The organism is Burkholderia sp. Ax-1719, from assembly GCF_011753055.1.
Lineage (GTDB): Bacteria > Pseudomonadota > Gammaproteobacteria > Burkholderiales > Burkholderiaceae > Paraburkholderia.
This window is the reverse complement of the sequence record NZ_VWWJ01000009.1, coordinates 45,528-71,565: the sequence shown is the minus strand read 5'-3', so window position 1 is coordinate 71,565 and position 26,038 is coordinate 45,528. Positions and strand designations below refer to the sequence as shown.

Below are 26,038 nucleotides of genomic sequence, written 5' to 3'. Positions count from 1 at the left end.
TTGCCTCAGTTCACGGGGTCGCTTTTGGTTGCCATTGCACTCGTAGTCTATTTCGCCATTACCGTGCTGATAGCCGCAATTCTGCTGCTACCGGGCGTCCGGGCGTCTTTTTTCGACGCCGTATTCAACCTGCATAATGTGATCACGCATCGTATTACCGCGAGTTCCAGACATGCGCGCAAGCATATTTCTAAATCGGCAAAATATTCCCAATCGACAATGGTCGATATGCAAAATTTGCTGATTAAGCGGCGCTTGCTGATTTTGTCGACGACAGGTATTCTTGCGACGCCGCCGCTGATCGCTATTGCGCTTCGCGGCCACCAGTTATTCCAATACGATGACACGCCTCGTGTGCCCGATGAAAAAATCGCGGCATTGCTCAATGGCGAGCAGCTTGTTCCGCCGCCGCCATTGCCGCCCGAGGTGTTCGCCACACAGGAAGTCGAACAGATTCGTCCGGCCCTGGTGGACGCGAGCCGCGACTGGAATCTGCTCGATGCTGATTTCCGTACGCGTCTGTTGCTCGTTTATAAAATCATGCGCGAGCAATACGGTTACGAAATGGCTTTGCTGGAAGGTTATCGCAGCCCCGAACGGCAGGACAAGCTGGCAAGAATGGGTGGCAGCGTGACCAATGCCGCTGCGTTTCAGAGCTATCACCAATACGGCCTCGCAGCAGATAACGCATTCCTGCGTGACGGCAAGCTCGTCATTTCAGAAAAAGATCCGTGGGCCATGCGCGGCTATCAGTTATATGGGCAGGTTGCCGAACAGGTCGGCCTCACGTGGGGCGGCCGATGGAAATTGATGGACCTCGGGCACGTTGAATATCACAAGCCCGGATTCGTGCTGGGACGCAAACCAGCAGACGCAAAATGACATGCGTATGTAACAGCGGCAGCAAGAATGGTAAGCCGCAACGGAAAAACGCACACGCGTATATGCAGATTGGGCCGAAGCAAAACGCAAAGCGGACAATAAAGAGGATGGTTATGGGGCGTTCCTTGATTGCTTTGAGCGACATGACGCGGGGACCGTGCAGGCCGTGCAATTCCTTTCCTGATCTCTCACATTTTTCACATCGGCAGCCGATCCTGTACAGCACATGATCGGCTGCACGCGCGCGCCCTCCTCGACGCGCGTCTTTCAACGCCACGCATGAATTACCAGAACAGCACTCAAAGCATCAGGATCTGACCGGCATATGCAACGCTTTCTCAACGTGTTGACTCACAAGCGCACGCTTTCCATCATCGGCTTCATTGCGCTGGCAGCCGTGCTCTATATCGCGGCCGACACGCTGCAGATCGGGCTCATCTGGGTCGCGGTCGTGCTCGGCGTGCTGCTCGCGCTCTGGCTGATCATGTGGATCGTGCGCCGCATCCGCGTGCGCCGCGCCAACAGCAAACTCGGCGATATGCTGGAACAGCAGGCTCAGGCCGAAGCGCCCGCCGCTGTCGCCGCGCGCGGCACCCAGGCCGAACTCGACGCCCTGCGCACGCGCCTGACCGATGCGGTCAAGACCATCAAGACGTCGAAGATCGGCCAGCTTTCCGGCGGTTCGGCGCTCTACGAACTGCCCTGGTATATCGTCATCGGCAATCCGGCCGCGGGCAAAAGCAGCGCCGTGATCAATTCCGGCCTGCAATTTCCTTTCGCCGATAAAAAAGAAGCCATCGTGCATGGCATCGGCGGCACGCGTAATTGCGACTGGTTCTTTACCACCGAAGGCATTCTGCTCGACACCGCGGGCCGTTATTCGATTCACGAAGAAGATCGCGGCGAGTGGCTCGGCTTTCTCGGCCTGCTTAAGCGCTATCGTCCGAAAGCGCCGATCAACGGCATCATCGTCACGGCGAGCATTGCGGAACTGACCGGCAATCGTCCGGAATTCGCCATCAATCTGGCGAAAAACCTGCGCCAGCGCGTGCAGGAACTCACCGAAAAGCTCGAAGTGTTCGCGCCCGTCTACGTGATGTTCACGAAGGTGGACCTGATCACGGGCTTCACCGAATTCTTCAGCGCCAACGATCGCCACGAATACGACCGCGTCTGGGGCGCTACCCTGCCCTATGAGCCGGACGAAAAGCGCGACGTGGTCGCGCAGTTCGATGAGCGTTTCGAAGAACTCTACGAAGGCCTCAAGGAAATCAGCATCGCGCAGATGTCGATCAGCCGCGGCAATGCGCTCACGCCTGGCCAGTTGAGTTTCCCGCTCGAATTCTCGACCATCAAACCGGCGCTGCGCGCGTTCCTCGCCACGCTGTTCGAGAACAACCCGTTCCAGTACAAGCCGATTTTCCGCGGCTTCTATTTCACGAGCGCATTGCAGGAAGGCGAAACCAATAGCGCCGCCGCGCAGCGCATCGCCAACCGCTTCGCCCTTTCCGCTGATGGCCTGCCCAAGGCGCAGCCCGCGTTCTCGAAGAACGGCTTCTTCCTGAAAGACCTGTTTTCCAAGGTGATTTTCGCGGACAAGCAAACCGTTCGCCAGTTCGCGAGCCCGGCTAAAACGCGTCTGCGCTACGCCACGTTCTTCGGCGTGGTGGCGGCGCTTGCGCTCGCGCTGGGCGGCTGGACGTGGTCGGCCGTCAATAACCAGCAACTGGTGGCGAACGTGCAGGCCGATCTGGACAACGTCCAGCGTCTGCAACAGAACCGCAACGATCTTCAATCGCGCCTGCAGGCGATGGATATTCTCGAAGACCGTATCGACCAGCTCGAACAGTTCCGCCGCGACAAACCGCTCGCGGTGTCGCTCGGCCTCTATCAGGGCGACCGCATCGAACAGCATCTGCTCGAAGAGTATTACAACGGCGTGCGCCAGATCATGCTCACGCCGGTTTCGCAGAATCTCGCATCGTTCATGAAGGACGTGGACGCGCACCCTGAGCAACTCGCGCCGATGACGCACACGCCCGATTCGGGCGCCGTGCCGGTTTCCGCGCATGCTGCGATGTCGAACACGAGCCAGGGCGGCCTCTATAGCGACGCGTCGCCGTCGAGCGTGGAAGACGCCTACAACGCGCTCAAGACGTATCTGATGCTGTCGGACAAGCGCCACGTCGAAACCGCTCACCTCACCGACCAGATCGCCCGCTTCTGGCGCGGCTGGCTCGAACAGAATCGCGGCAACATGCCTCGCGACGAGATGATCCGCAGCGCCGAGCGCATGATCACCTTCTATCTCGCGCGCGTGAACGACGACGACTGGCCGATGATCGACGCGAATCTTTCGCTGGTCGATCAAACCCGCGAAAACCTGCGTCACGTGGTGCGCGGCATGCCGGCTCGCCAGCGCGTCTATGAAGAAATCAAGGCGCGCGCCTCCACGCGTTTCGCGCCGATGACGGTCGCGCGCATTGTCGGCGACGGCAATACCGCACTCGTGGCGGGCAGCTATGCGATCCCCGGCACCTTCACGCGCGAAGCGTGGTTCCAGTACGTGCAGCCCGCGATCCGCGACGCCGCCACCAAGGAACTGCAGGCGAAGGACTGGGTGCTCAACACCTCGGCGTCCGACGACCTCACGCTCGAAGGCAGCCCGGAGCAGATCCAGAAGACGCTCGTCGGCATGTACAAGGCCGAATATGCGCAGCACTGGCAGAAGTTCATGCAGGGCATTGCCGTGCAGGATTTCGGCAGCTTCGGTCAGGCCGTGGATGCGATGAACCGCCTGGGCGACCCGCAGGATTCGCCGATCCGCAAGATCCTCGAAACCGCGTACGACCAGACGTCGTGGGATAACCCGTCGCTCGTCAACACCACCATCAAGCAGGCGCAAAGCGGCATCAAGGGCTGGTTCAAGAACCTGTTCTCGCGTGCGACCAGCGGCACGGTGGAAGCGAACATCGATATCAACGGCAATCCGGTCGAAATCCCCATGGGTCCGATCGGTCAGGCGTTCGCGGGTCTCGGCCGCATTGTCGTCACGCACGACAACGGCTCGATGCTCAAGGGCTATATGGATTCGCTCTCGAAGGTGCGTACGCGCTTCAACACCATCAAGAATCAGGGCGATCCGGGACCGGGCGCGCGTCAGCTGATGCAGCAAACGCTCGACGGCAACGGCTCGGAACTCTCGGATTCGCTCAAGTTCGTTGACGAGCAGATGCTCACGGGTCTGACCGACGATCAGCGCAAGGCGCTGCGTCCCCTGCTCGTGCGTCCGCTGATGCAGGCCTACGCGGTAGTGATCCAGCCGGCCAGCGTCGAAGTGAACAAGGTGTGGAATGCGCAGGTGTACCAGCCGTTCCAGGCGTCGCTCGCCAGCAAGTATCCGTTCGCGGGCACGGCGAAGGTCGAAGCCGGCGCCAGCGAAATCGGCCAGATGTTCGGGCCTGATGGCGCGATCTCGAAGTTCGTCAGCACCACGCTCGGGCCGCTCGCGGTTCGTCGCGGCGACACACTGACCGCACGTACCTGGGGCGATATGGGCCTCGCGCTCACGCCGGACTTCACGGGTGGCTTCTCGCGCTGGGTCGCGCCGCTTGGCGGCGGCGCAGCGGGCGCCAGCGGCGGCTCCAGCGAACCGCAGACCGTGTTCCAGATCCTGCCGCAGCCTTCGACCGGCACGACGGAATACACGCTTGCGATCGACGGCCAGCAACTGCGTTATCGCAACACGCCGCCGCAGTGGACCAACTTCGTGTGGCCGAACCCGAATGGCGCGCCGGGCGCGACGCTGTCGGCGACCACCTTCGATGGCCGCACGATCCAGCTCGTCAACGAGCCGGGCCGCTATGGTCTGGAGAAGCTGATCAACTCGGCGCAGCGCAGCCGCCGTCCTGACGGCACCTTCGATCTCATGTGGACGCAAGGCAGCGTGTCAGTGTCGCTGAGCATGCGCATCATCAGCACCTCGCAGCCCACCGCGTCGAGCGGCGATGCGCCGCAACAGCAAGGGCTCAAGGGCGTGCAGCTGCCGTCGTCGATCGCGAGTGTCGGCGCGGCTGGTAGCGCGCAAGTTGCACAGAGCGCACAGAACACGCCGGGCGCCAGCGCGCCCGCCGACGCCCAGGCGGCCACCAGCGCGCCGCAAACCACGGCGCCGGCGACCGTTGCAGGCTCAACCAACTCGCAGGGAGTGGCGCAATGACGCAAACCGTTCAGGCGCAGATCGCCTACTTCGGCAAAATTCCGTCGCGCGGCGACTTCGTGAAGAGCGCGCACAATCCGCAGTTGCTGCAGACGCTGGACAGCTGGATTGCCGAAGCGATGAACATGCTCACCGACGATCCGCGCTGGAAGATCGTCTACGAAGAAGCGCAGCCGATGCACTTCGCGTTCCTCGGTTCGCAAAGCCGCCTGGCGATCGCGGGCCATATGGTGGCGAGCCACGATCAATCATCGCGGCGCTTTCCGTTTCTCGCTGCCACCGCGCTGGAAGTCGAGCAGCCGCTCGCGTTTCTCGCGCGCAGCCCGCTGGCCTTCGCGCGACTCTGGTCGCGCGTCTCTTCGCAAATGCAGCCGCTGCTCGGACCGTCCGAACCCGCAGGCGCGCTGCAGGCGCTCGGCGAAACGCATGTGCCGGTGGATGTGGGCGGCACGGGCAACCCGCACGACGGCACCTTCGCGGATTTCATCGAGCATCAAACGCTGTCGGGCCTCGAACAGATGTTGCTGAACAGCGGCCATCCGGTGCGCCTCAAAGGCGCGATGCTCGCACTCGGCTCGCTGCTGCGCCCGGTGATGCAAAGCGGCACCGCGCACCTCGAACGCGGCCTCACGCTGCCGCTGCCGACGGACCCGTTCTATCGCAGCCTGGTGGGCGCATTCTGGCTCGAACTGATCGCGCCGTTCGTGTCAAAGGCCGATTTCGAACTGGCCATTTTCCTCGGCACCATTGCGCAGCGCGAGCGGCTCATCATCGGCTTCAACGGTGCGTCCGCGAAGACCTTGCATAGCGTGGTCGATCCGCAAACCTACTCAGCACATAACATCGATATCGACGATCCGGAATGGGTCGACGATCATGCACAAAGCGACCATGGCATCAGCAAACTCGTCAGCTATCTCGATCAACCGCAACTCTCGCTGCGCGTCGCCATCGACACGTTCCGCGAAGTGTTCATCGGGGAGCCAGTCAATGGTCGTCGCAGCTAAACGCAGCGGCCTGGCCGCGGCGGCGGCGCTGACTTTCGGCGCGTTCGCTTCGTTCACCACCGCAGCGTGGGCCGATGACAGCCCCGCGCGCGTCTCGCCCATCGTCACCAATGGCGCGACCGTGAGCGGCACGATTCCGCCTGCATCCGGAACGGCGATGGCAGGCGTGCAAACCGCTTCCGCGCCGCGCAGCGCGGTCACTTCGACGCCCGCACCTGTCGATGCCACGCCGGGCCAGGTCGTGGCAGGCGGCAAGGTGCCCGACGAAGCGACGCATGCCGCCGTGCTGCAACGCCTGCGCGATACCTATGGCGCGGCCAACGTGGTCGATCAGATCGAGGTGGGCGACGTGGCGACGCCGCCGAACTGGTCGTCGAACGTGCAGAAGCTGATTGGCGCGCAGCTCAAGCAGATCCACAAAGGACAACTGAAGATCGACGGCACGCAGATCGACGTGCGCGGCGAAGTAGGCAATGAAGCGCAGCGTCAGCAGATCGCCAGCGATATGGCGAATGCACTCAATCCCACCTACACGATCCGCAACGGTCTGCGCGTGAGCGCGTCCGAACAGGGTCTGCTCGACCAGACGCTCGCGAACCGCACGATCGAATTCGAAACCGGCAGCGCGACGCTCGCCCCGGAAGGCCGCGCGATTCTCGACCAGATGGCGGCCGTGCTCGCGAAGATGAACACGCGTACGGTGGAAATCATCGGCCACACCGACAACTCGGGCAATCGCACCTCGAATATCGCGCTTAGTCAGGCGCGTGCGGACGCGGTGAAGGGTTATCTCGTCGCCAAGGGAATTTCGCCGCAGCAGTTGACGACCAACGGCGTGGGCCCGGATCAACCCGTGGCCTCGAACGATACAACGGACGGCCGCGCGCGTAATCGTCGTATTGAATTCCGCGCCGGTCTTTGAGACTCGAAGGCGGAATGCAAAAAGCCCTGCGTTTGCAGGGCTTTTTTGTTTCTGCCTCAGGCGCTTTCGAATCAGTTTTCCGATTTCACACCCAGCATCTCGCGGATATGCGAGAGCGTGCCATCGTCCTTCACGACCGTCGCCAGCCACTCGTGCAGCGGCATGCCAGCCCATTCGGCGGCCTTGTCGGCGAGATAGGCGACGGGACTATGCGGTTCGGTGGCGCGGAAATAATCGGCTACGGCGCGCAGTTGCGACACCGCGTCCGCACGGCTTTGAATGCCGCCATGCGCGCGGCTGGAAACGCGGGTTGGAGTCTGCACGAAATCCTCGTCGGACAAATGCGGGGGCAAAGGCGTCTTGAAGCTCGGCTCGGAACGCTCGTGCGTGGGCGGAGCGCCAATCGGGCTTTCCTGCGGGGCGTGCGGCGCTTCGGGCTGCTTGAGCAAGGCATCCGGGTCGACACCCACGTCGCGCGCAAAGCGCTCCGCAAGCCGATACACCGTTTCAAACGCTTCGCGCGTCTGGCGGAAGCTCGGTGCGGAATCGCCGGCCTTGCGCTCCAGTTCGTCGTCGAGCGCGATGAGCGACTTTTCGAAGGCCTTGAGTTGCGTGAGCAAGGTCTCGTAGAACGCACGCGAGGTCGCACGGCGCGACGCGTCGATCTGTTCGACCGATGGTTTGCCACGCGCGATATCGTGCGCATTCTCGGGATCGCGCTTGACGGCCTGTGCAACGTGTTGCGCCACGTCCCAGTCAAGCGTGCTGAACGCCACATCCGATTGCGTGAGCGGCACCGCACGCAGCAATTCCGCCGAGCGTCCCGCGAGCCACGCCACATTACCCAGCCGTGATTCGACATCGTCGCCTTCGGGCAACGGATGCACCTGGTCCCAGAAGCGCTCGACCAGCCCGGTCAGCACGGCATAGCCCTGCGTGAGGCCTGGCACGCCTTCCTGAATCGCGAGCGCTTCGCTCAACCACACGGCTACGCGCAGGTCCTTGGTTTGCGTGGCGAGTAGCGCCGAACAACGTTCGGCCACGAAGGGCCAATCGGCTTCCTTGATTTCCGTGACCCACTCGCCCTGGTCGAGCGACGGATCATCGAAGCGACGCGCATAGGCGATGGCATCGAAATCGGCGGAAAACAGCATATCCTCGCCACACGGCGAGCTTTCATTGATGGGCGCGAGCAGCGCGGTGATATCGGTCGACATAATCAATTCACGGTGTATTCGAACTCGCCAGCCTCGTTCGCACGCACATTCACGCTTTGCAGCGCGGTGCCTTCCGCCATGCGTTCGAGCACCTGTTGCGCCAGTTCGGGCAGCAGCGTGCCGTTCAGGATGTGATCGACATTGCGTGCGCCAGAATCCACTTCGGTGCAGCGCGCCAGCACGGCTTCGACGAGCGAGTCGTCCCACTCGAATGCCGCGCCGTGATTCGCTTCGATGCGTCGGCGAATGCGTTCGAGCTTGAGTTCGATGATCTCGGCGAGCACGTCGTCGGAGATCGGGTAATACGGCACGACCTTCATGCGCCCAAGGAACGCAGGCTTGAAGGTCTTGTACAGTTGCGGCCGCAACAATTCAGCCAGCGCGTCCGCATCGGGCAATTCTTCGGCGGCCTTGTTCAGGCATGCCTGCATCACCGCCTGCGAACCGACATTCGACGTCAGGATGATCAGCGTATTGCGGAAGTCGATTGCACGGCCCTCGGCGTCGTCCATCGTGCCTTTGTCGAAAATCTGGAAGAACATTTCCAGCACGTCCGGATGGGCCTTTTCGACTTCGTCGAGCAGCACGACCGAATACGGATTGCGGCGCACCGCCTCGGTCAGCACCCCGCCCTCGCCATAACCCACGTAGCCCGGCGGCGAGCCCTTGAGGCCCGACACGCTGTGCGCCTCCTGGTATTCGCTCATATTGATGGTGACGAGCTTGCGTTCGCCGCCGTACAGAATATCGGCAAGTGCAAGCGCCGTTTCGGTCTTGCCAACGCCCGACGGCCCCACGAACATGAACACGCCGCGCGGCTTGTTCGGGTCTTCGAGACTCGCATTGGCGGTACGCACGCGCTGCGCAATGGCGTCGAGTGCATGGTCCTGGCCGATCACGCGCTCGGAAAGCAGCGGGCTTAGATTGAGTACCGTCTTGATCTCGTCCTTTACCATGCGACCCAGCGGAATGCCGGTCCACGACGCCACTACTTCCGCGACAACATGGCCATCCACCTGGAGCGGCACCATCGGGCCATCGCCCTGCAAGGCGTGCAGTTGCGCAACCAGCGCGGGCAATGCTTCACGCGCGGCGTCGGCATCGCGGGCGAGATCGGCCGATGCACCTTCTTCGCGCGCCGCATCGATACGATTGCGCAGCGCCGCGATCTGCGCCACGAGTTCGCGCTCCTGCGCGTAGCGTGCTTCGTCTTCGGCCACTTCGGCAGCGGCTTCGGCGCGTTGCGTGCGCAGATCGGCGAGACGTTCGTCGTGCGCCGCGCCGTTCGCCGCTTCACGTTCGAGCGATGCGATTTCAGCGTCGATGCGTTCGATATGACGCTTGCCATCGTCGATCGCACCCGGCGTCGAACTATGCGCCAGCGCAACCTTCGCACACGCGGTATCGAGCACGCTCACGGCCTTATCCGGCAACTGGCGCGCGCTGATATAGCGATGCGAAAGGCGCACGGCTTCGGTGATCGCCTCGTCGAGAATGCGCACATTGAAGTGGCGTTCCATCAGCGCCGTCATGCCGCGCAGCATGGCAGCCGCGAGCGTTTCACCCGGCTCTTCGATCTTCACCACCTGAAAACGCCGCGCGAGCGCCGCGTCTTTTTCAAAGTACTTCTTGTACTCGCTCCACGTGGTGGCCGCGATCGTGCGCAGCTCGCCGCGCGCGAGCGCCGGTTTGAGCAGATTGGCCGCATCGTTCTGGCCAGCCTGGCCGCCGGCGCCAATGATCGTGTGCGCCTCGTCGATAAACAGCACGATGGGCTGCGGGCTCTTCTTGACTTCGTCGATCACGCTTTTCAGGCGGTTTTCGAACTCGCCCTTCACGCTCGCACCGGCCTGCAGCAGCCCCATATCGAGCACGCGCAGCGCGACGTTGCGCAGCGGCTCGGGCACGTCGCCTTCGGCGATGCGCAGCGCCAGCCCTTCCACCACGGCAGTTTTACCGACGCCCGGCTCGCCCGTGAGAATCGGATTGTTCTGGCGGCGGCGCATCAGAATGTCGATGGTCTGGCGAATTTCGCCTTCGCGGCCAATCACCGGATCGACCTTGCCGTCGCGCGCGCGCTGTGTGAGATCGGTCGTGTAGGTGTCGAGCGCGGGCGTCTTTGACGGGCCAGCAGCAACCGGCTCCTGCGCCTGCTCGTCCTGCGCGCTACCGCGTTCGGCATCGCGCGGCGCGGCTTCAACCGAGCCTTCGGTCAGTTCGTCGAAACGATGTTTGAGTTCGGCCACCGGCACTTCGGCCAGGCGCGACGACATGCGCTGGGCGAACTGCGCGAGATCGGGCGCGCTCAGCAGCGCGAGCAACAGATGTCCCGAACGGATGCGGCCAATCTGCGTGTCGAGCGAAGCAATCAGCCAGGCCTGTTCGAACAGCGCGATCAGATGCGGCGAGAACACCGGCGTGCGCGTGTTGCCGGTTTTCAGGTTCTGCAATTCGCGTTCGAGATCGGCGCGAACGGCATGCGCATCGATACGCGACGCGCGCAGGGCGCACACGAGATCGCTGGCCGGCTCTTCGATCAGCGCGAGAAACAGATGCTCGAGATCGACTTCATAATGCCCGCGCGACAGGCACGAGCTGGCCGCGCGTTCGGCCGCCAGGCGGCAGGTCGTGTTGAGCTTGGTGATCAGGGTCTTGAGAGGCGTGCTCATGTCGTGAAGGCGTTCCGGGCGAGATTCGGTTCAGTCGTCAATGGGTGACATGCAATTCGTAATGCGCGTCGGCGCGGTCGCGATCGGCGGCGTGCGTACAGAGGAAGGCGTCCCAGCCCAGCCGCGAACCGCCGCCAAGCTGGCTCTGCCCCACTTCCGTGCGCCGCAGCACGAGACGCACTTCGTATTCGAGCGTCACGCGTCCGAGCAGCGTCAACATGCGTTCGAGCGCAATGGCGCGCTCGCCGCTGGGCAAAAATGCTTCGTAATCCTTTCTTGACAGCGGCCCGATCACGAGACGCGCGCGCATGTCGCGTTGCCAGACACGCTGCCCCGCAAGCGCGGTCGCGCCGAGTGCGACGTTGCGCTGGCCGAGCATCGAAAGTTGATCGGGCGGCACGTCGTACCATTTGCCGATGAACTGTTCGATACGCACCGGCACGTTGAAATACTCCGACAACGTGTTCTGCAAATAAGCCGCCGAAACGGGCCGGTGACGTGCGGCAATCGCGTGACCCGCGATCGCTTCATCGAACAGCGCGCCGCGTCCTTCGTGCAGACCTTCTCGCGATTCGTCGTTAGCGACACCCGCGAGCGCGAGCAACAAGGGCAGATAGCGCTCGTCGCGGTCGAGTTCGTAATGAAACGGCAGACGATACTTTTTCCACGCGTTGTAGAACAGCGCCGTGGCGCGATTCGAAAACACATCGAAAAATTCTCGCGCGGCGCGATCACGCTTGATCTGCTCGCGCGCAATCAGTTGTTCCGTATAGTGCAGCGGCAGCGCACCCTGCCCGCCCAGCAAGCCAAAAAACGCCGGCGTAATCGATACGTGATCGAGACGGCCCGCCTCGATCGCCGCATCACGCACGTCTTTTTCCGCGAGCGATTCGCCCGCGTCATTGTAGGAAGTGGCCTTTTCGATCTCGCTCGGCGGAAAGCTCAGCGACAGCGTATTGCGGAACGACACGCGCTGCGCGAGCACATCGCGTTGACGGTCTTCGGCCTTGTCGACGAACCAGCGCTCAAGCAGGCGCACCGCCTGGAAAAACTCGAAGCGGTGCGGCTCGTCGAGCAGGCGCTCGATTACACCAGGATCGATTCGCCGCTGCGGGGCTTGCATCGCAGGATCTCCTCGCCGGTGAGTTCGGAAATCACCACCAGTTGAACAAAGCTGTTGATATGAACGTAGAGCCCGAAGAACACGTCGAGCACACGCACGAAAGTCCCGAGGCTGGTGCCGACGAAATGATCTTCGTCGACAGTCACGCGAATCTCCACGCCGCGCACGAAGGTGGCGAACGGTTTGCCGGGCAGCCATTGCACAGCGGAGCGCTGCTCCACGTCGACAATGCCGTCGATATGCCGCGACGACACGGCCGAGCGGCGCATATCGTAGAGCGCCAGCATTTCCTTGAGCGTGCCCGCGCCGCCGCCCGTCAGCGAAACGTGGCTCAACGACAGATGCGAAATCAGGCGCCAGTGCGCAGCCTGGCGGCGTTCGAAGCGCACGCACGGCGTTGGCCGCGCCAGCAGCGAAATCTGGTTCGTGAGCGAGCCGCCTTCCATGAACAGATCGCCGCCTTCCAGACCTACCGCGAGACCCGCCGGCAAATCGCGGTTCGTACACGTGAGTTCGAGGCTGAGCGTATCGGTTTGCTCGGCGGCTGGATCGAAGTCGATATCGACGATCGAAATTTCCGTTTCGTAACCGGGGCTCTTTTGCGCGACCCATTCGTCGCGGCGCGCAAACCAGTAATGACCCGCACGTGTTGCCTCGCCGTGGCGCAGCGAATAAAACGGCCGGAATTCAACCACGGTTTCTTCATTGGCGCGCTGCTGGACGAGATTGACCGAATCGATCGAATACACCTCGTAGGCAAATGCGCGACGTGCTTCAGCAATCACGGGATAGGCGATGGCCTGATGATTGAGGCGGATCGGCTCGCCGTGCTGCTTGAAGAGATTGACCACCGGCGTGCAGAACAGGCGCAGATGATGCGCCGCGAGCGTATCGAGCAGACGCGCCTCGTGCGAATCGCCGCGCACTTCCTTGAGCACGATATGCAGCGTCATGCGATGGCAGCGCCCCGTGGCCGCGCTCATGGCGGCAAGGTCGAAATCGAGGAAATCGAATTTGGCCGGATACGCGAAATATTCAGTCAGCAGGCGATAAGCCGGATGCGATTTTGCGGGGAAATCGATCAGTGCTTCATCTTCGCCAAAGCCGGCCTGCGCAAACGGCAATTCCCGCAGTGCCGTCCAGCGCCCGTTGCGCTCCGGTTCGACCCACGCGCCAATTGCATTGACGAACAGACAATCGCCAAGCGCGGCGATAAACGATTGCTCGCCGCTCAAATGCGCGCGCAATTTGGGCACCTTTAGCGCAGCGATATCGAGTTGCGGAGAAGTCGATTCAAACGTGATGGAAATCACGCCCGTGGCGTCGCCGGGCAGCACGATCGAACTGGGCGCCATTGCCACCGGCATATAGCGCGCTTCGGCGATGCGGATGGGTGCGAGCGTGACGTCATATGCCGTGCGAAAACGACACTGCACGCCGCGCAAGGGCCGCGATTTGAGTTCGGTGCCGCGCGGGATCACGGCAGGCGCAGTCAGATGACTGAACGCCGACGAGGTGCCAAGCTGCGCGACGGAACACGACGGAAAAGGCCGCAAATAATGCGGATAGAGGACTTCGAGCAGCGCCTCGGTGAATTCGGGGTAATCGTCGTCGAGCCGCTTGTTGATGCGCGCACCCAGCAGCGCAAACGATTCGATCATGCGTTCGACGTGCGGATCCTCGCAATGCTCGCCCGTCATCGCGAGCCGGGCCGCGATCTTTGGGTAGCGCTCGGCGAATTCGCGCGAATAGCGTCGCAGGAACGACAATTCGCGCTCGTAATACGGCAACAACTCTTCCATCGCGATTCCCCGCCCCCCAGAAACTGCTTTGCGCCGCACCTCGCCAGAACCGCGTCGTCACGCGGCGGCGGATACAGCCTTGCTTATGTCTTCGCGCGCGAGCGCGAGACCGAATACTGCAGCGTCGATGGCTGCAGCAATGCGTCGAAGTTTACCGGCTCTTCGGCCGGATGAACGACCAATAATGCCTGAATGGCGAAATTCAATACGCTGGTCGAACGCGAATTCAATTCGAGCGAGACGTTGACCCGTTGCAGGCGCGGCTCATGCCGCTCGATAGCCTGCTGGATCGACTTGCAGATAAACGCCCGGTCGTAATGGCTCGCGAGACTCAGACCCGCGAAATCGCTCAGCCCATAGGTAAGCACCGATTTCCGGCACTCCGGCAATTGCGCGAGCATCTCTTCCGTCAACGCGATGCGCGAATTCAAAATCGATTCCAGGTCGCGCGCAACCGTGGCTTTCAGTTCGTCCAGCGACAATTGCCGCATCGCGGCGGGCGCCGGCGAGTGCGGTTCGTCATCGAACAACTTGTCAAAAAAACTAGGCTCGAATCGTTTCATCGATCGATATGACGCCGCAACGCGGCGTCATTCAAGGCAAAAGCCCGCGCGGCGCGCATAAATAAATCACGCGCACCGTGCAGGCTGTCACGACTTAGACCGCGTAGGTCTTGTCGTTCTTCGTCAGGCTCCATGCACCCTGAGCGTTGCCGCCCTGGTTGCCGCCGATCTTCTGCTGCGTGTACTTCCACTGCACGGCAGCATACTTGAGCGAGAACTCTTCGCTCGGCAGGCCTTCGCCCACCACGGACGGCGTGATGCTCGAAATGATCACGTACTTGAGCTTGACTTCGAGGTACTTGATGCGATTGCCTTCACCGTCCGAACGCATGAAGTCGATGGTGACTTCGTCGAACGTCGTGCCGCCCGAAGCGTGCTGATACAGCAGCGGGCTGACAACGTCGATGTCCTTGGTGAAACGCATGTCGGCGTGTTCGCAACGCTCGGACGTGTGGCCGCCGGCCGTCGAAGCCGTTGCCGAACGCGGCTGGAGAATCGAGTGATTCCACGAATCGATTTCGATCCAGTTCGCGTGGTCTTTGTCCTGCGACTCGCCCTTGATCGCAGGATTACCAAATTTTAGGTAGATGTCCTTCATTTCGTATCGCTCCCCATAAAGGTGGTGTGTACGGCGGTGACAGGCGCGATGACTGCCCGCCAGATGGACCGCAACTCAAGTGCCAGGCCCGAATACCGTCGGAGCCCGCACCGGATGCGTCAGGCGGCGTGAGTCACGACGGTTGACCCACGCGGCCTGTCTGTGCAGCTCCAGGGTGTTGCCGTACCACGCAACGCCCCGCTGCAACGAGTTTTTTACGGCGTCATGCCGATGTCTTTACGATCCGGCCTGCTTCGGCAGATCCGCCACGAGACGCAGCGAGATCGACAGTTCGTCGAGCTGGAAGTGCGGGCGCAGGAACGCAACCGAACGGTACGAACCCGGACGACCCGGAATTTCCGCAACCTGAATCGAGGCCTCACGCAGCGGAAACTGCGCTTTCTGTTCCTGGCTCGCGTTATCGTCCAGCAGCACGTATTGCGAGATCCAGCGGTTCAGGAACACCTCGACGTTCTGCGCCGAAGCAAAGCTGCCGATCTTGTCGCGCATCATCGCCTTCAGGTAATGCGCCACGCGCGAAACCGAGAAGATGTACTGCAGTTGCGCGGAAAGCACGGCGTTCGCATTGGCGCTGTCGGTGCTGTATTTCTTGGCCTTTTGCACCGATTGCGCGGCGAAGAACGCGGCGTAGTCGGAATTCTTGCAATGCACGAGCGGAATAAAGCCAAGGTCGCTCAATTCCTTTTCACGCCGATCCGTAATGGCGATTTCGGTCGGGCACTTGAGCGCGATTTCGCCATCGTCGGTCTTGAAGGTGTGCGTCGGCAGATCTTCCACCAGACCACCGCCTTCCACGCCGCGAATCGCTGCGCACCAGCCGAAGTCGTCGAAGGCTGCCGTGAGACGCGCAGCGAAAGCCCATGCAGCATTGCACCAAAGGTACTTGCTGTGATCGGTACCGTCGACGTCTTCGACGAAATTGAAGCTTTCCACCGTCTGGCCGTCTTTCGGATTGAACGGCAGGCGACCGAGGAAGCGCGGCAGCGTGAGGCCCACGTAGCGCGAATCTTCCGAATCGCGGAACGACTTCCACTTCGCGTATTCAACGGTGTCGAACACCTTGCCCAGATCGCGCGGCTTGCCGAGATCGGCGAACGATTCGAGGCCCATCAGTTCCGGCGAAGCCGAAGCGATGAACGGCGCGTGTGCGGCTGCGGCGACATGCGACATCTGTTCGATGAAGTACATGTCTTCGGGCTGACGCGTGATTTCGTAATCGCCGATCAGCGTGCCGAACGGCGCGCCGCCGAAGGTGCCGAATTCTTCTTCATAGACTTTCTTGAAGAGCGCGCTTTGATCAAATTCGACCGCGTTCTTGAAGTCGCGCACGACATCGCGCTTGGGCGCGTGCAGTGCCTTGATCTTGATGGTCTGGCCGGTATTGCTTTCCTTGACCAGATAATCGAGCCCGCGCCAGGTCCCTTCCAGACGCTGGAATTCCGGTGCGTGCATCACCGCGCTGAGCTGGTCCGAGATCAGTCGATCGAGTTCAGCCACACGCGCATCGATGGTGGCGGAAAGATTGTTCGACACGATCACGGTGCCGTCGAGCACCTGATTCACGAGTTCGCCGATCAAATCCTTGGCGCGCGCGTGTTCCGAATCGGATTTCGCGACCTTGCTCTTTTCGACGATATCGTCGAGCAGCGAGGACGAAGCTTCGGTTTGCGTGTCGTCGAACGCCGCGCCGTGCGCGGCTGCAGTTTGCTGGTTCATGTGGTGCCCGCCTCAGTCGCCCTTGGGTTCATCGTCAGACTGATGTGCAGCCGGCGCATCCGCGGACGATTCCGTGCGCGTGCCGCCCGCGAGCGTCTGCAGGTGCTGCGTATTCGACAGCACTTCGCTCAGCAGGTCTTCGAGCTTGTCGTTGCCCGCGAGCTTGTTGCGCAGGTCGGCGAGCTTGGAGCGCGCTTCCAGCAAACGGCGCAGCGGCTCGACCTGAGCCACCACTTCGTCCGGGTTGAAATCGGCCATCGACTTGAAGCGCAGATCGACCGCGAATTTGCCGCCTTCCGGGCTCAGGCGGTTTTCCACCTGAAACGCGGCGCGCGGCTCGATGCCTTTCATCACGTCGTCCAGGTTATCGCGATCGATATTGATGAACTTGCGGTCGCGCAGCTTGGGCTGCTCGATTTCCGATTGACCGGCCAGATCGCCCATCACCCCGACGACGAACGGCAGTTCTTTCACTTCGATCGCATCGCCGCGCTCGACCTCATAGGTCAGCTGGACACGCGGCGGCCGCACTTTCTGCAAGCGCTTCTGGATGCTTTCTTTCTTTGCCATCGTCGGCTCCCTGCTTCTTGTTATCGACTGGTGCTACGTAGCGGTGTGGTTGCTCGCCGCTGTTTAACGCAGCGCGCTGAACGGGTCAGCAGCGTTGCCGGTGGCCTTGCCCGACGTCGCGGTCGCGGTCGATCCCGTCGGCGGCGTAGCCGTGGTCGGCGTCGTTGCCGTGGTTGCTGCGGTATCCGCGGCTTCCTGCGGCTTCGTGGACGACTTCGCGATGCGCTTGATCGGGCGACGCTTGGGCTGCACACGCGCCCTCTGCTCAGGCGGGAACAGCGAATCTTCGCCGAGCGTATCGCGCAGTTGCTTCGCGAGCGTCTGTGCGTCCGACTTGGCATCGCCTTGCAGCGAAGCGTCCTGACGCAGTTCGCCGAGCGATTCCGTCGCTACACGCAGACCCGCCACCGCGAGCACGCTCTTCGCGCCGCGATCGGTCTGGTCGCGCTGCAGCGCTTCCTGCGCTGCGACGATCGCCTGACCATAGTGTTGCTGCTGGAACTGCACCTGCGCGATGCGCGACCACGGTTCTTCACGCGTCGGGTCGGCAGCCGCGAGTTTCTGATAGGCCTCAAGCGCGTCGTTCTGATTACCCGCCTTCGACAGCGCGTCCGCGTCGGCGAGCGCCTTATTGAATGCGTCGGGCGATGCAGCGAGAGGATTGGTCGGGGTCGTGGTACAGCCTGCCATTACGCCGCAAGCGATCGCAGCCCCCGTGAGCATCGAAAAGACCCGCTTTTTCATCGTTCTTTCACCGCCGTTTGATTTTTAATTCAAGGAGAGAAGCCAGAGTTTTACTTATCCCCCAGCGCGCGGGTATAGTACAGGCCAATTTTCTATAATTCAACTGGGTTTGAAAAGACAAAGAAAGAAAAAAGGCGGCTGAGTGGAAGCGTAGAAGCCACAGGCAAGCGTTTGAACGGGAAATAAGGCAATTATTTCCGGAATACCTGATTGAAGCTGCATTCAGAGAAGCAAAGTTTTCCGCATTTTATTAAAGCGAGCTTCACGGGGATAATGCTCACGCAATGCACTTCGCATTACCCGTGACCATGCGTATTTAACAAAGCTGGAGAGTCGGGCTTGAGGCCCGTGATAAAAATGACTGCGCGCATTATTCAAATTGCATCGACCACGGTCACGCTTTGCGTTGCTGCCGTCTTGCTGGGCGGTTGCGCTGCGGCAGTGCCCGCACTCGGCAGCGCGGCATCGGCCGCCCTGCAAGTCGTGGGTATCGGCAAGCCCGATGTACCGGACGCGCAAAAGCCGCCGCGCAATCTGGGCGTCACGCTATACGCCGCACGCAATCTCAACGCCGCCACGGATAACAAGCCGCTCGCATTAGTGGTGCGCCTCTACGCGCTCAAGGACCCAACCTCATTCCAGCAGGCGCCGTTCGACACATTTACGGATCCAGCCAAGGAAAAAACTACGCTGGGTGCAGACCTGCTGAGCGTGCGCGAAATCACCCTGATCCCGGGGCAACGTTATAACGCCACCGAAAAAGTCTCGCGTGAAGCGCAGGCATTCGGTATCGTCGCGCTATTCAGAGACCCGGCAATGCAGCGCTGGAAGTTCGCTTTCGATCCTGCGAAATCGGAGAAATCCGGCATAATGGTTGGGCTGCACAACTGCGCCATGACCGTGACGAGCGGCACGGTGATCCCGGTCGATTCGGCGCAAATGGTACAGCCGCTCAATCTGCTTTCGTCGGTATCGTGCGGGTGAATGGCCCGTCTATGTCCGTGTTCTATCAGGAATATAAAGCGGGCCAGAAGCAACGCAATACAGATGCAATAGAAAGTAAGTAAAGCAGAATCAGGCAGTAAAAAGTCGAAGTAGAAACGGCAGTCAACCGGACCACTTCAACCAACAATCCAGTCCGCCGGCATGCATGGCGAGACACGATCGACGCATAACGCTGAATCATCATGAGCTATTCCTCGAAAGTGCTTTGGGGGGAAGGCCTGTTCCTCAGGCCTCAGCACTTCCAGCGGCAGGACGCCTATCACGAAGCCCGGCTCTTCGAATCGATCCAGGCGATCCAGCCATATAACTGGGGCGTGCGTTCGATCCGCATCGATCACGATTCGCTCGGCAGCAATATCTTGCGCCTGAGCGAACTGTCGCTGGTGTTTCCCGACGGCACGCTCTACTCCGCACCGCAAGCCGACGAACTGCCGCCGCCGGTCGCGCTCGACGCGCTGCCCGAAGGCATCAACGAATTCACGTTCTATCTCGCGCTGCATCAGGTGCGTGAGAGCGGTTCGAATTACGCGGCCGATCGCAACGAAGGCTTCGTTGCGCGCTACGTGAGCGAACAGGCGAGCGTGGCCGACCACTACACGGATGCCGCGCAAGCCGACGTCACGTTCCTCAAGAACAACGTGAAACTGGTGGCGCACACCGAACCGCGCGATCAATTGCTTTCAGTGCCGGTCGTGCGCGTGCGCCGCACCGCGTCCTCGGGTTTCGAGGCCGATGAAAGTTTCGTGCCGCCGAGCCTCGCCATCGAGGCTTCGCCGCTGCTGCACCAGCGCCTGCGCCGCCTGATCGACGCCTTGCAGGCGAAGGTCAACGCGCTCTACGGCTTCCATCGCGAGCCGACCAAGAACATCATCGAATTCCGCTCGGGCGACATCGCCTCGTTCTGGCTGCTGCATACGGCCAGCGGCGCATTCGCAACGCTTGCGCATCTGTATCAGCATTCGGCGCTGCATCCCGAACGCCTCTATCAGGAACTGCTGCGCCTCGCGGGCCAGTTGCTGACGTTCTCGAAGAATCACACGCTCGCCGACCTGCCCGCCTATCGCCATGACGATCCGGGTCCCGGCTTCGCGCGTCTGGACGCCATTCTGCGCGACTTGCTGGAGACGGTGATTTCCACGCAGTACTTCGCGATCGCGCTGGAAGAAGTGCGGGCGTCGTTCCATATTGGCCGGCTCGATTCCGGCAAGATCGACGACAAGACCACCTTCTATCTGGCCGTATCCGCCGACATGCAGGCCGTCGATCTGGTCGAAGCCGTGCCCGCGCGCTTCAAGGTGGGTGCGCCCGACGATGTGGACAAGCTCGTGCTTTCCGCCATGCCGGGCGTGCGCCTCGTCTACACGCCGCAAGTGCCGCCGGCCATTCCGGTGCGTCCTGGCGCGTGCTATTTCGCGCTCGAATCGCGCAGCGCGCTCTACGAGCGCATGATTCAGGCGCAATCGGCGATGGTGTACACGCCCTCGGGCATTAACGATCTCAAACTCGAACTGATTGCGGTGACGTCATGAGCAACGCGCCTTCCCTCTTTGGCGACGCACCGCCGCCTTCCGTCGCGCCGCAGATGCCGGCGAGCGATCCCGCCTATCAGGTGCGTTCGCTGCTCGATCTGCTCTACGACGGCTTCTTCATGCTGTTTTTGTTGAAGAACGGCCGCGAGCCCGGCGAAGCCGCTGAATTCAGCGCACGCGTGCAGCAGTTCCTCGGCGATTTCGAACGCGGCGCGAAGAAGCTCAATGCTTCCGCCGAAGACGTCTATGCGGCGAAGTTCGCGTTTTGCGCGGCGGTGGACGAATCGGTGCTGTCCTCGCAGTTCAAGATCCGCTCGGACTGGGAACGCCGGCCGTTGCAGCTCGCCCTCTTTGGCGAACAACTCGCGGGCGAGAAGTTTTTCCAGTACCTGGAAGATTGCCGCGCACGCGGCGCGGCGCGTCTGCAATCGCTCGAAGTTTTTCACATGTGCCTGTTGCTGGGTTTCCAGGGCAAGTACATGCTCGAAGGACCGGAAAAGCTTGCCTACCTCACGGCGCGCGTGGGCGACGAAATCTCCCATATCAAGGGCAAACGTGCGCCGTTCGCACCGAACTGGCCACTGCCGGATCAGGTCGCACACCGCCTCAAGCGCGAAGTGCCGCTCTGGACCATCGGCGCGGTATTTGCACTGGTGGGCATTCTCGCGTGGACGGGACTCAACGCCTGGCTGCGCGACAGCACGGTGCGCACGCTCGCGCCGTACACGAATATCGTGAAGCTCGGCCCGCAGTCGGCGAACCTCACGATCTCGCTGCCGTAATTGCCGGGCTTGCGCCAATAGTTCGTTAAGCTAATCGATCGGATGAGCGCGTCGTCACGCGTTTTTACTTCGCGCTCATCCTGTCACTACGCGGTCACGCCCCGTCATTTTCGCGCGATACAAACTGGCGTCCGCCAGCTTGAGCCAGGCCGCGTGATCCATCATCGATTCGTCGCATTGCGCTACGCCCACGCTGACCGTGCATGGGCATTGACCGCCCGCTTCCCTGTTTTTCTCCCGCACCGTCGCGACGAAACGCTCCGCAACCGAACGCGCTTCCGCCAGCGTTGCGCCCGGCAGCACGATGCCGAACTCCTCGCCGCCATACCGCCCGATGCAGTCGCTCACGCGAAAATGCTCGCGTAACAGCATTGCAAATGCGCACAGCACGGCGTCGCCTGCCTGGTGGCCGCGCGTATCGTTGACCACCTTGAAGTGATCCAGATCGACCAGCAGCAACGACGACGCATAGCGCGTCGCACGGCAACGCTCGAATTCGTCAGCGAGCAGGATTTCCCATTGGCGGCGGTTGAGCAGTCCCGTGAGGCCGTCGGTGCGGCTCAGGCCTTCGAGCGTACGCGTCTGTTCCGCCAGCTTCTTTGAAATGCGATACGTGCTCCAGCCAAGCGCAATCGGATAAACGATCAGAAACGGCAGACAGGCGACGAGCGTCGCCATGCGCGTCTCGGGCTCGACTACGAAACCGAGTGTGAGCCAGCCAACCGCCAGCCCGAGAAGGTGCGCCGCCACCCCGCGCGAAAACAGTTTGAGGCCGCCCGCCGCGATGTCGTTCATGCTCAGCATCACGAGGATCAGAACGCTGGGCAGCAGATTGAAACGCATCGCGACGACCCAGAAGCCGCCCATTGCCGCGTCGATCATCAGATTGAAGCGCTCGCCGCGATACGGCACCACGCAGGCGTGCGCCGCGCGCCGCGCCACGTGCGGCCAGATAAAGCCATGAAAGACCAGCAGCGCCCACAGGATCGCACCGCGTTGCTGCTGCAGGAACACCGGCGCGACGCAGAAGAAACCCAACGCCAGCCCGACCATGCGCAAACGCCAGATGCGTTCGACAAAACGCCTGCCTTTGCCGGCCATGGGATGCGTGCTCGGTTTCATTACTCGGATCGAATCCTGCCGGGAAGTTGTTCTGATGCGCCGTAAGGCTTCGTAATGTGTAGTCCTGCTCATCCTGCCGCACCCACTGCGCGGGATGAAGGCGGGAAAGCGGCCATTGTGCCATTGCATGCGCCATGCGTAGAGGCGTTTTCAGACGGTTTTTCGCCGCGTATGACATCGCGATGAAATCGCCCGATTCCGCACGCCATGTCCCGCCTTCTTACCAACCGTTACAGAAGCGACGCCGTCGTTGCACCTGTACGCGCGCTGACTTCCTAGAATTCCTCAGACCGTTGCGCGGCAAACCTGCCGAACGGTCGTGCCGTTGTTGAAACATCGATACCAATCGCGTGGAATATCACGCAGAACAGGAGTTCCTATGATTCGCCTCTCGCTTGCAACGCTTGCCAGTGCATCCGCCGTTGGTCTCCTCGCGCTCTCGATGAGCGCCCAGGCACAAACCACCGCACCGGCTGCCGGCGCATCCTCGCCGGAACTGCACGCCGCCGACAAAACCTTCATCTCGGACGGCACGCAAACCGTCGCGACCCAGCGCGACGCCGCCCGCATCGCCGACTCGCGCTCGACCGACCGCGAAGTAAAGGCCTTCGCGGAACAGCTCGTCGCCGATTATTCGAAGCTTTCTGATTCGATGCGCGCCGCCAGCCCGCGCGGCGTCGACGTGCCGCGCAACGATCCCGACACCGCGGTAATCGACGGCATCAAGAACCTGCGCGGCGCCGATTTCGACAAGGCCTATATCGAACAGGTCGCGCTGGGCGGCCAGCAAAAGACGTTGTCGGCGTTCCAGGCGGAAATCGCTTCGGGCCGCGACGCGGACCTCAAGAAGGCCGCCAGCGCCGGCTTGCCGGTGATCCAGGCCGATATCGCCAAGGCAAAGGAACTGGCCCAGCGCAAGCATCTCGCGGGCTGAATCCAGCGCTAGACCATTCGCGACAGGCGCGGTGCTTTCACAGCCCGCGCCTTTTTCGTGCTTACTCCTCGGTATGCTCCCCGCTCGCAGTGACAAGCCGCTCCATGCGGCGGTCCGGAATCAGCCACAGCAGCGCGACCAGCACGAAGAACAGAGCGCCGATATGCGGCCAGTCCAGCGCCGCCAGCACGATCCCCAACAGATATCCGGCCACCGACGCCTTGCCCTTGATATCGCGCCCCAACGCACGCGCCAGCGGACTTTGCAGCCCGTGATAATGAACCAGCGTCGCCTGCAGCACGACGTACGCGATCGCACAGAGCAGCAGGTTGAAGCCGTACAGCATGGTAGGCCAGCGTCCGAAATGGTTTTCGCCCATCCAGCCCGTGGTAAACGGCAGCAGCGAAAGCCAGAACAGCAGGTGCAGATTGGCCCACAGCACCGACCCGTTGACGCTGCGCGCGGCATGCATCATGTGATGATGGTTGTTCCAGTAAATGCCCACGTAGACGAAGCTGAGCACATAGCTCAGGTAAGTCGGCCACAACGGCGCGAGCGCCGTGATGTCGTCGCCGTGCGGCACCTTGAGTTCCAGCACCATGATAGTGATGATGATGGCGAGCACGCCATCGCTGAATGCTTCGAGCCGGTTCTTGTTCATTTGCTTCGCTTGAGGCAGAGGGTGACGTCCTGACGGCGCCAGGTTCGCGCACGCCAGGAAAGGCAGCCGAAAGTATGGCCGAAAGCGCGCGTGCACGCCATTAAGCGCCGAACGCGCGCACAGGAAAAAAGGAATCGCATGGATATCGAACCATCCTCGCCCGCCCGCTCCGGCCCTGCCGGCGAGTGGCGTCGCGTGCGGGTCTGGGATCTGCCTGTGCGGCTGTTTCACTGGCTCGCGGTCGGGCTGGTGGCGCTTGCGTGGCTCTCGCAGCACATGAACTGGATGCAGCTACATGTCCGCGCGGGCGAAACGCTGCTCGCGCTGGTGCTGTTCCGACTGCTATGGGGTTGCTGCGGCAGCGAGACCGCGCGCTTTTCGCGCTTTCTCGCTTCCCCGGCGGCGGCGTGGCGGCATCTGCGCCAACTGGCGCGCCGCGAACCCGACGCCCAGGTGGGGCACAACGCGGCGGGCGGCTGGATGGTGGCGTTGCTGCTCGCGCTGCTTTTCATCGAAACGCTCAGCGGCCTCTACGTCAACAACGATATCGCCGATGAAGGCCCGCTTTCGGAGATCGTGCCCGCCGTCATTGCCAATGCGATATCGGCCATTCACGCGTATGGCTGGGACGTGCTGGCCGCGGCTGTCGTGCTGCATGTCTGCGCCATCGCGCTTTACGCCTTACTGAAGGGGCACAACCTCGTGCGGCCGATGTTGACGGGTGTGAAGCCCCTGCCCGCCACGGTACGCGCGCCGCGCAGAGCCTCGCTCTGGCTTGCCGCGCTGTTGATGGCGTTTTCCGCGCTGGTGACGGCGCTGCTCGCTTTCTATCTCTAGGCGGCTTTAGCCCGCGGGCACCGTCAGGATCGGCGCCTTCTGGTCCTGGTTGGCCTGCGAGAGCGCGATCAGATTCTGCAGCACCGTGAGCGCGTATTTCGAATCGAAATCGTCGTCGTCGATCCAGTAAGTCGCGCCGTGATAATCGATGCTTGCGTAAGCATCCGCAGGGGCTTTCTTGCCCACGTGCACGACGATGGTGGGCCGCGTCTCACCGCCCACGAGATGCACAGTCGGCATGGTCGCGCCGCGCGAGACGTCGTCTTCGGGCACGGCAATCTGCGCGCCCAGATTGCTCAGAATCCCCATCAGCGAGCGCGTGACCATATTGATCGTGTGGCCGTTGCCGCCCGCAGCCGGACCGTAGACCACCTGATATTCGCGCACCACGGGCGACAGATGCAGCAGGCGGCGCACTTCGGCGAGATCGGCGGATGATTCGGGCGGCGCGCCGTCCGCGCCCAGACTCATCGTCACGTGAGCCTGATGATCTTTCTCGTCCTGCTTGTAGCTGATGGTGAGCTGCCCCGCCAGCTGCAGACGGCGCAACGCGCGCAGCAATTCGAAAAACGCGGGATTGCCATCGCTGGTCGGCCCGCCCAGCGGCGCGGCATTCTGCAGGCCGCCCACCGATTGCACCGAAAGCCGCAGCAGCAAATCGACGGGCACGCCGCTATCCGCAAGCGGCAGCACCAGTTCGGGCGGCAAGGGATGGATATAGCCGGTCGCGAGCGCGTCGCCCGTGGTCGGCGTGAAGGTGAAGGTCGGGTGATTCGAATACGACGCGCCCACGCTCGCCTGGCCGTAGCTCGTGCCCGCGTTGCGCGAACCGCCTTCGGCAAGCGCGGCGGCGTTGGCCTCGAAGGTGTACGAGGCGATGATCTGGCTCACCGCCACGAACGAAGGCGAATCACCGTAACGCAGGCCCACGATGGTCGCGAGCATTTCGCGCTTCTTGGCGTCGCCGAGCGCGCGTTCGTAATCGACCTGATCGGTGCGCAACATATGCGGACCAAACCAGGCACAACCAGACATCATGAGGAGCGGACAGAGCGCGGCGACAATCAGGCGACGACGAGGCAGCAGGCGAAATGAAATCATGGGAGGCCGTGAGG

21 protein-coding genes are annotated in these 26,038 nt (G+C 61.8%); 9 read left to right on the top strand and 12 right to left on the bottom strand.

Annotated features, from left to right (window positions below):
• Positions 1-24 precede the first annotated feature (24 nt).
• The 4 genes from F3J17_RS17895 (at position 25) to F3J17_RS17880 (ending at position 7,030) form a co-directional block, all read left to right on the top strand.
• On the top strand, positions 25-882 hold the full coding sequence (locus tag F3J17_RS17895) for a M15 family metallopeptidase (RefSeq protein WP_167061832.1): 858 nt from the start codon (positions 25-27) through the stop codon (positions 880-882).
• 325 nt (positions 883-1,207) lie between these two features.
• Positions 1,208-5,101: a type VI secretion system membrane subunit TssM gene (tssM, locus tag F3J17_RS17890; protein ID WP_167061355.1), complete on the top strand. Its 3,894-nt coding sequence runs from the start codon at positions 1,208-1,210 to the stop codon at positions 5,099-5,101.
• On the top strand, positions 5,098-6,108 hold the full coding sequence (gene tagF / locus F3J17_RS17885) for a type VI secretion system-associated protein TagF (protein ID WP_167061352.1): 1,011 nt from the start codon (positions 5,098-5,100) through the stop codon (positions 6,106-6,108). The genes tssM and tagF overlap by 4 nt, the downstream gene beginning before the upstream one ends.
• Positions 6,092-7,030 (top strand): OmpA family protein, encoded by a 939-nt coding sequence (locus F3J17_RS17880; RefSeq protein ID WP_167061349.1) that lies wholly within the window; start codon positions 6,092-6,094, stop codon positions 7,028-7,030. The genes tagF and F3J17_RS17880 overlap by 17 nt, the downstream gene beginning before the upstream one ends.
• Before the next feature lie 71 nt (positions 7,031-7,101).
• On the opposite strand, the gene tssA is transcribed toward F3J17_RS17880, so the two are convergent.
• The 9 genes from tssA to F3J17_RS17835 form a co-directional block, all read right to left on the bottom strand.
• Entirely contained in the window at positions 7,102-8,247 is a 1,146-nt protein-coding gene (gene tssA, locus F3J17_RS17875) for a type VI secretion system protein TssA (protein ID WP_167061346.1), read from the bottom strand.
• Positions 8,248-8,249: 2 nt separating this feature from the next.
• Positions 8,250-10,916 carry a type VI secretion system ATPase TssH gene (gene tssH, locus F3J17_RS17870; protein ID WP_167061343.1) on the bottom strand — a complete coding sequence of 889 codons (2,667 nt, stop codon included), beginning with the start codon at positions 10,914-10,916 and terminating at the stop codon, positions 8,250-8,252.
• Positions 10,917-10,953: 37 nt separating this feature from the next.
• Positions 10,954-12,039, bottom strand: coding sequence for a type VI secretion system baseplate subunit TssG (gene tssG / locus F3J17_RS17865; protein ID WP_167061340.1), 1,086 nt, complete (start codon positions 12,037-12,039; stop codon positions 10,954-10,956).
• On the bottom strand, positions 12,003-13,841 hold the full coding sequence (gene tssF, locus F3J17_RS17860; protein ID WP_167061338.1) for a type VI secretion system baseplate subunit TssF: 1,839 nt from the start codon (positions 13,839-13,841) through the stop codon (positions 12,003-12,005). The genes tssG and tssF overlap by 37 nt, the downstream gene beginning before the upstream one ends.
• Positions 13,842-13,924: 83 nt before the next feature.
• Entirely contained in the window at positions 13,925-14,404 is a 480-nt protein-coding gene (tssE, locus tag F3J17_RS17855; protein WP_167061335.1) for a type VI secretion system baseplate subunit TssE, read from the bottom strand.
• A 94-nt stretch (positions 14,405-14,498) separates the two neighbouring features.
• Positions 14,499-15,002, bottom strand: coding sequence for a type VI secretion system tube protein Hcp (locus F3J17_RS17850; protein ID WP_027815282.1), 504 nt, complete (start codon positions 15,000-15,002; stop codon positions 14,499-14,501).
• A gap of 237 nt (positions 15,003-15,239) precedes the next feature.
• Entirely contained in the window at positions 15,240-16,739 is a 1,500-nt protein-coding gene (gene tssC / locus F3J17_RS17845) for a type VI secretion system contractile sheath large subunit (RefSeq protein WP_167061332.1), read from the bottom strand.
• A gap of 12 nt (positions 16,740-16,751) precedes the next feature.
• Positions 16,752-17,309, bottom strand: coding sequence for a type VI secretion system contractile sheath small subunit (gene tssB, locus F3J17_RS17840; protein WP_167061329.1), 558 nt, complete (start codon positions 17,307-17,309; stop codon positions 16,752-16,754).
• Positions 17,310-17,372: 63 nt separating this feature from the next.
• On the bottom strand, positions 17,373-18,053 hold the full coding sequence (locus tag F3J17_RS17835; RefSeq protein ID WP_167061326.1) for a hypothetical protein: 681 nt from the start codon (positions 18,051-18,053) through the stop codon (positions 17,373-17,375).
• Between the two features lie 357 nt (positions 18,054-18,410).
• On the opposite strand from F3J17_RS17835, the gene tssJ reads away from it, so the two are divergent.
• From tssJ to icmH, 3 genes are all read left to right on the top strand, one after another.
• Positions 18,411-19,037, top strand: coding sequence for a type VI secretion system lipoprotein TssJ (gene tssJ / locus F3J17_RS17830; protein WP_167061323.1), 627 nt, complete (start codon positions 18,411-18,413; stop codon positions 19,035-19,037).
• A 203-nt stretch (positions 19,038-19,240) separates the two neighbouring features.
• Positions 19,241-20,587, top strand: a complete 1,347-nt coding sequence (tssK, locus tag F3J17_RS17825; protein ID WP_167061320.1) for a type VI secretion system baseplate subunit TssK — start codon at positions 19,241-19,243, stop codon at positions 20,585-20,587.
• Positions 20,584-21,369: a type IVB secretion system protein IcmH/DotU gene (gene icmH, locus F3J17_RS17820; protein ID WP_167061317.1), complete on the top strand. Its 786-nt coding sequence runs from the start codon at positions 20,584-20,586 to the stop codon at positions 21,367-21,369. The genes tssK and icmH overlap by 4 nt, the downstream gene beginning before the upstream one ends.
• A 75-nt stretch (positions 21,370-21,444) precedes the next feature.
• On the opposite strand, the gene F3J17_RS17815 is transcribed toward icmH, so the two are convergent.
• Positions 21,445-22,491 carry a diguanylate cyclase gene (locus F3J17_RS17815; RefSeq protein ID WP_240161042.1) on the bottom strand — a complete coding sequence of 349 codons (1,047 nt, stop codon included), beginning with the start codon at positions 22,489-22,491 and terminating at the stop codon, positions 21,445-21,447.
• Positions 22,492-22,870: 379 nt separating this feature from the next.
• Here F3J17_RS17815 and F3J17_RS17810 point away from each other — a divergent pair, with 379 nt between their 5' ends.
• Positions 22,871-23,425, top strand: coding sequence for a DUF4142 domain-containing protein (locus F3J17_RS17810; RefSeq protein WP_167061314.1), 555 nt, complete (start codon positions 22,871-22,873; stop codon positions 23,423-23,425).
• 61 nt (positions 23,426-23,486) lie between these two features.
• Here the strand turns inward: F3J17_RS17810 and F3J17_RS17805 are convergent, their stop codons facing one another.
• Positions 23,487-24,086, bottom strand: a complete 600-nt coding sequence (locus F3J17_RS17805; protein WP_167061311.1) for a TMEM175 family protein — start codon at positions 24,084-24,086, stop codon at positions 23,487-23,489.
• 138 nt (positions 24,087-24,224) lie between these two features.
• Between F3J17_RS17805 and F3J17_RS17800 the strand changes: the two genes are divergently transcribed.
• Positions 24,225-24,923 (top strand): cytochrome b/b6 domain-containing protein, encoded by a 699-nt coding sequence (locus tag F3J17_RS17800; protein ID WP_167061308.1) that lies wholly within the window; start codon positions 24,225-24,227, stop codon positions 24,921-24,923.
• A gap of 6 nt (positions 24,924-24,929) precedes the next feature.
• On the opposite strand, the gene F3J17_RS17795 is transcribed toward F3J17_RS17800, so the two are convergent.
• Positions 24,930-25,928 carry a hypothetical protein gene (locus F3J17_RS17795; RefSeq protein ID WP_240161041.1) on the bottom strand — a complete coding sequence of 333 codons (999 nt, stop codon included), beginning with the start codon at positions 25,926-25,928 and terminating at the stop codon, positions 24,930-24,932.
• Between the last annotated feature and the right edge of the window lie 110 nt (positions 25,929-26,038).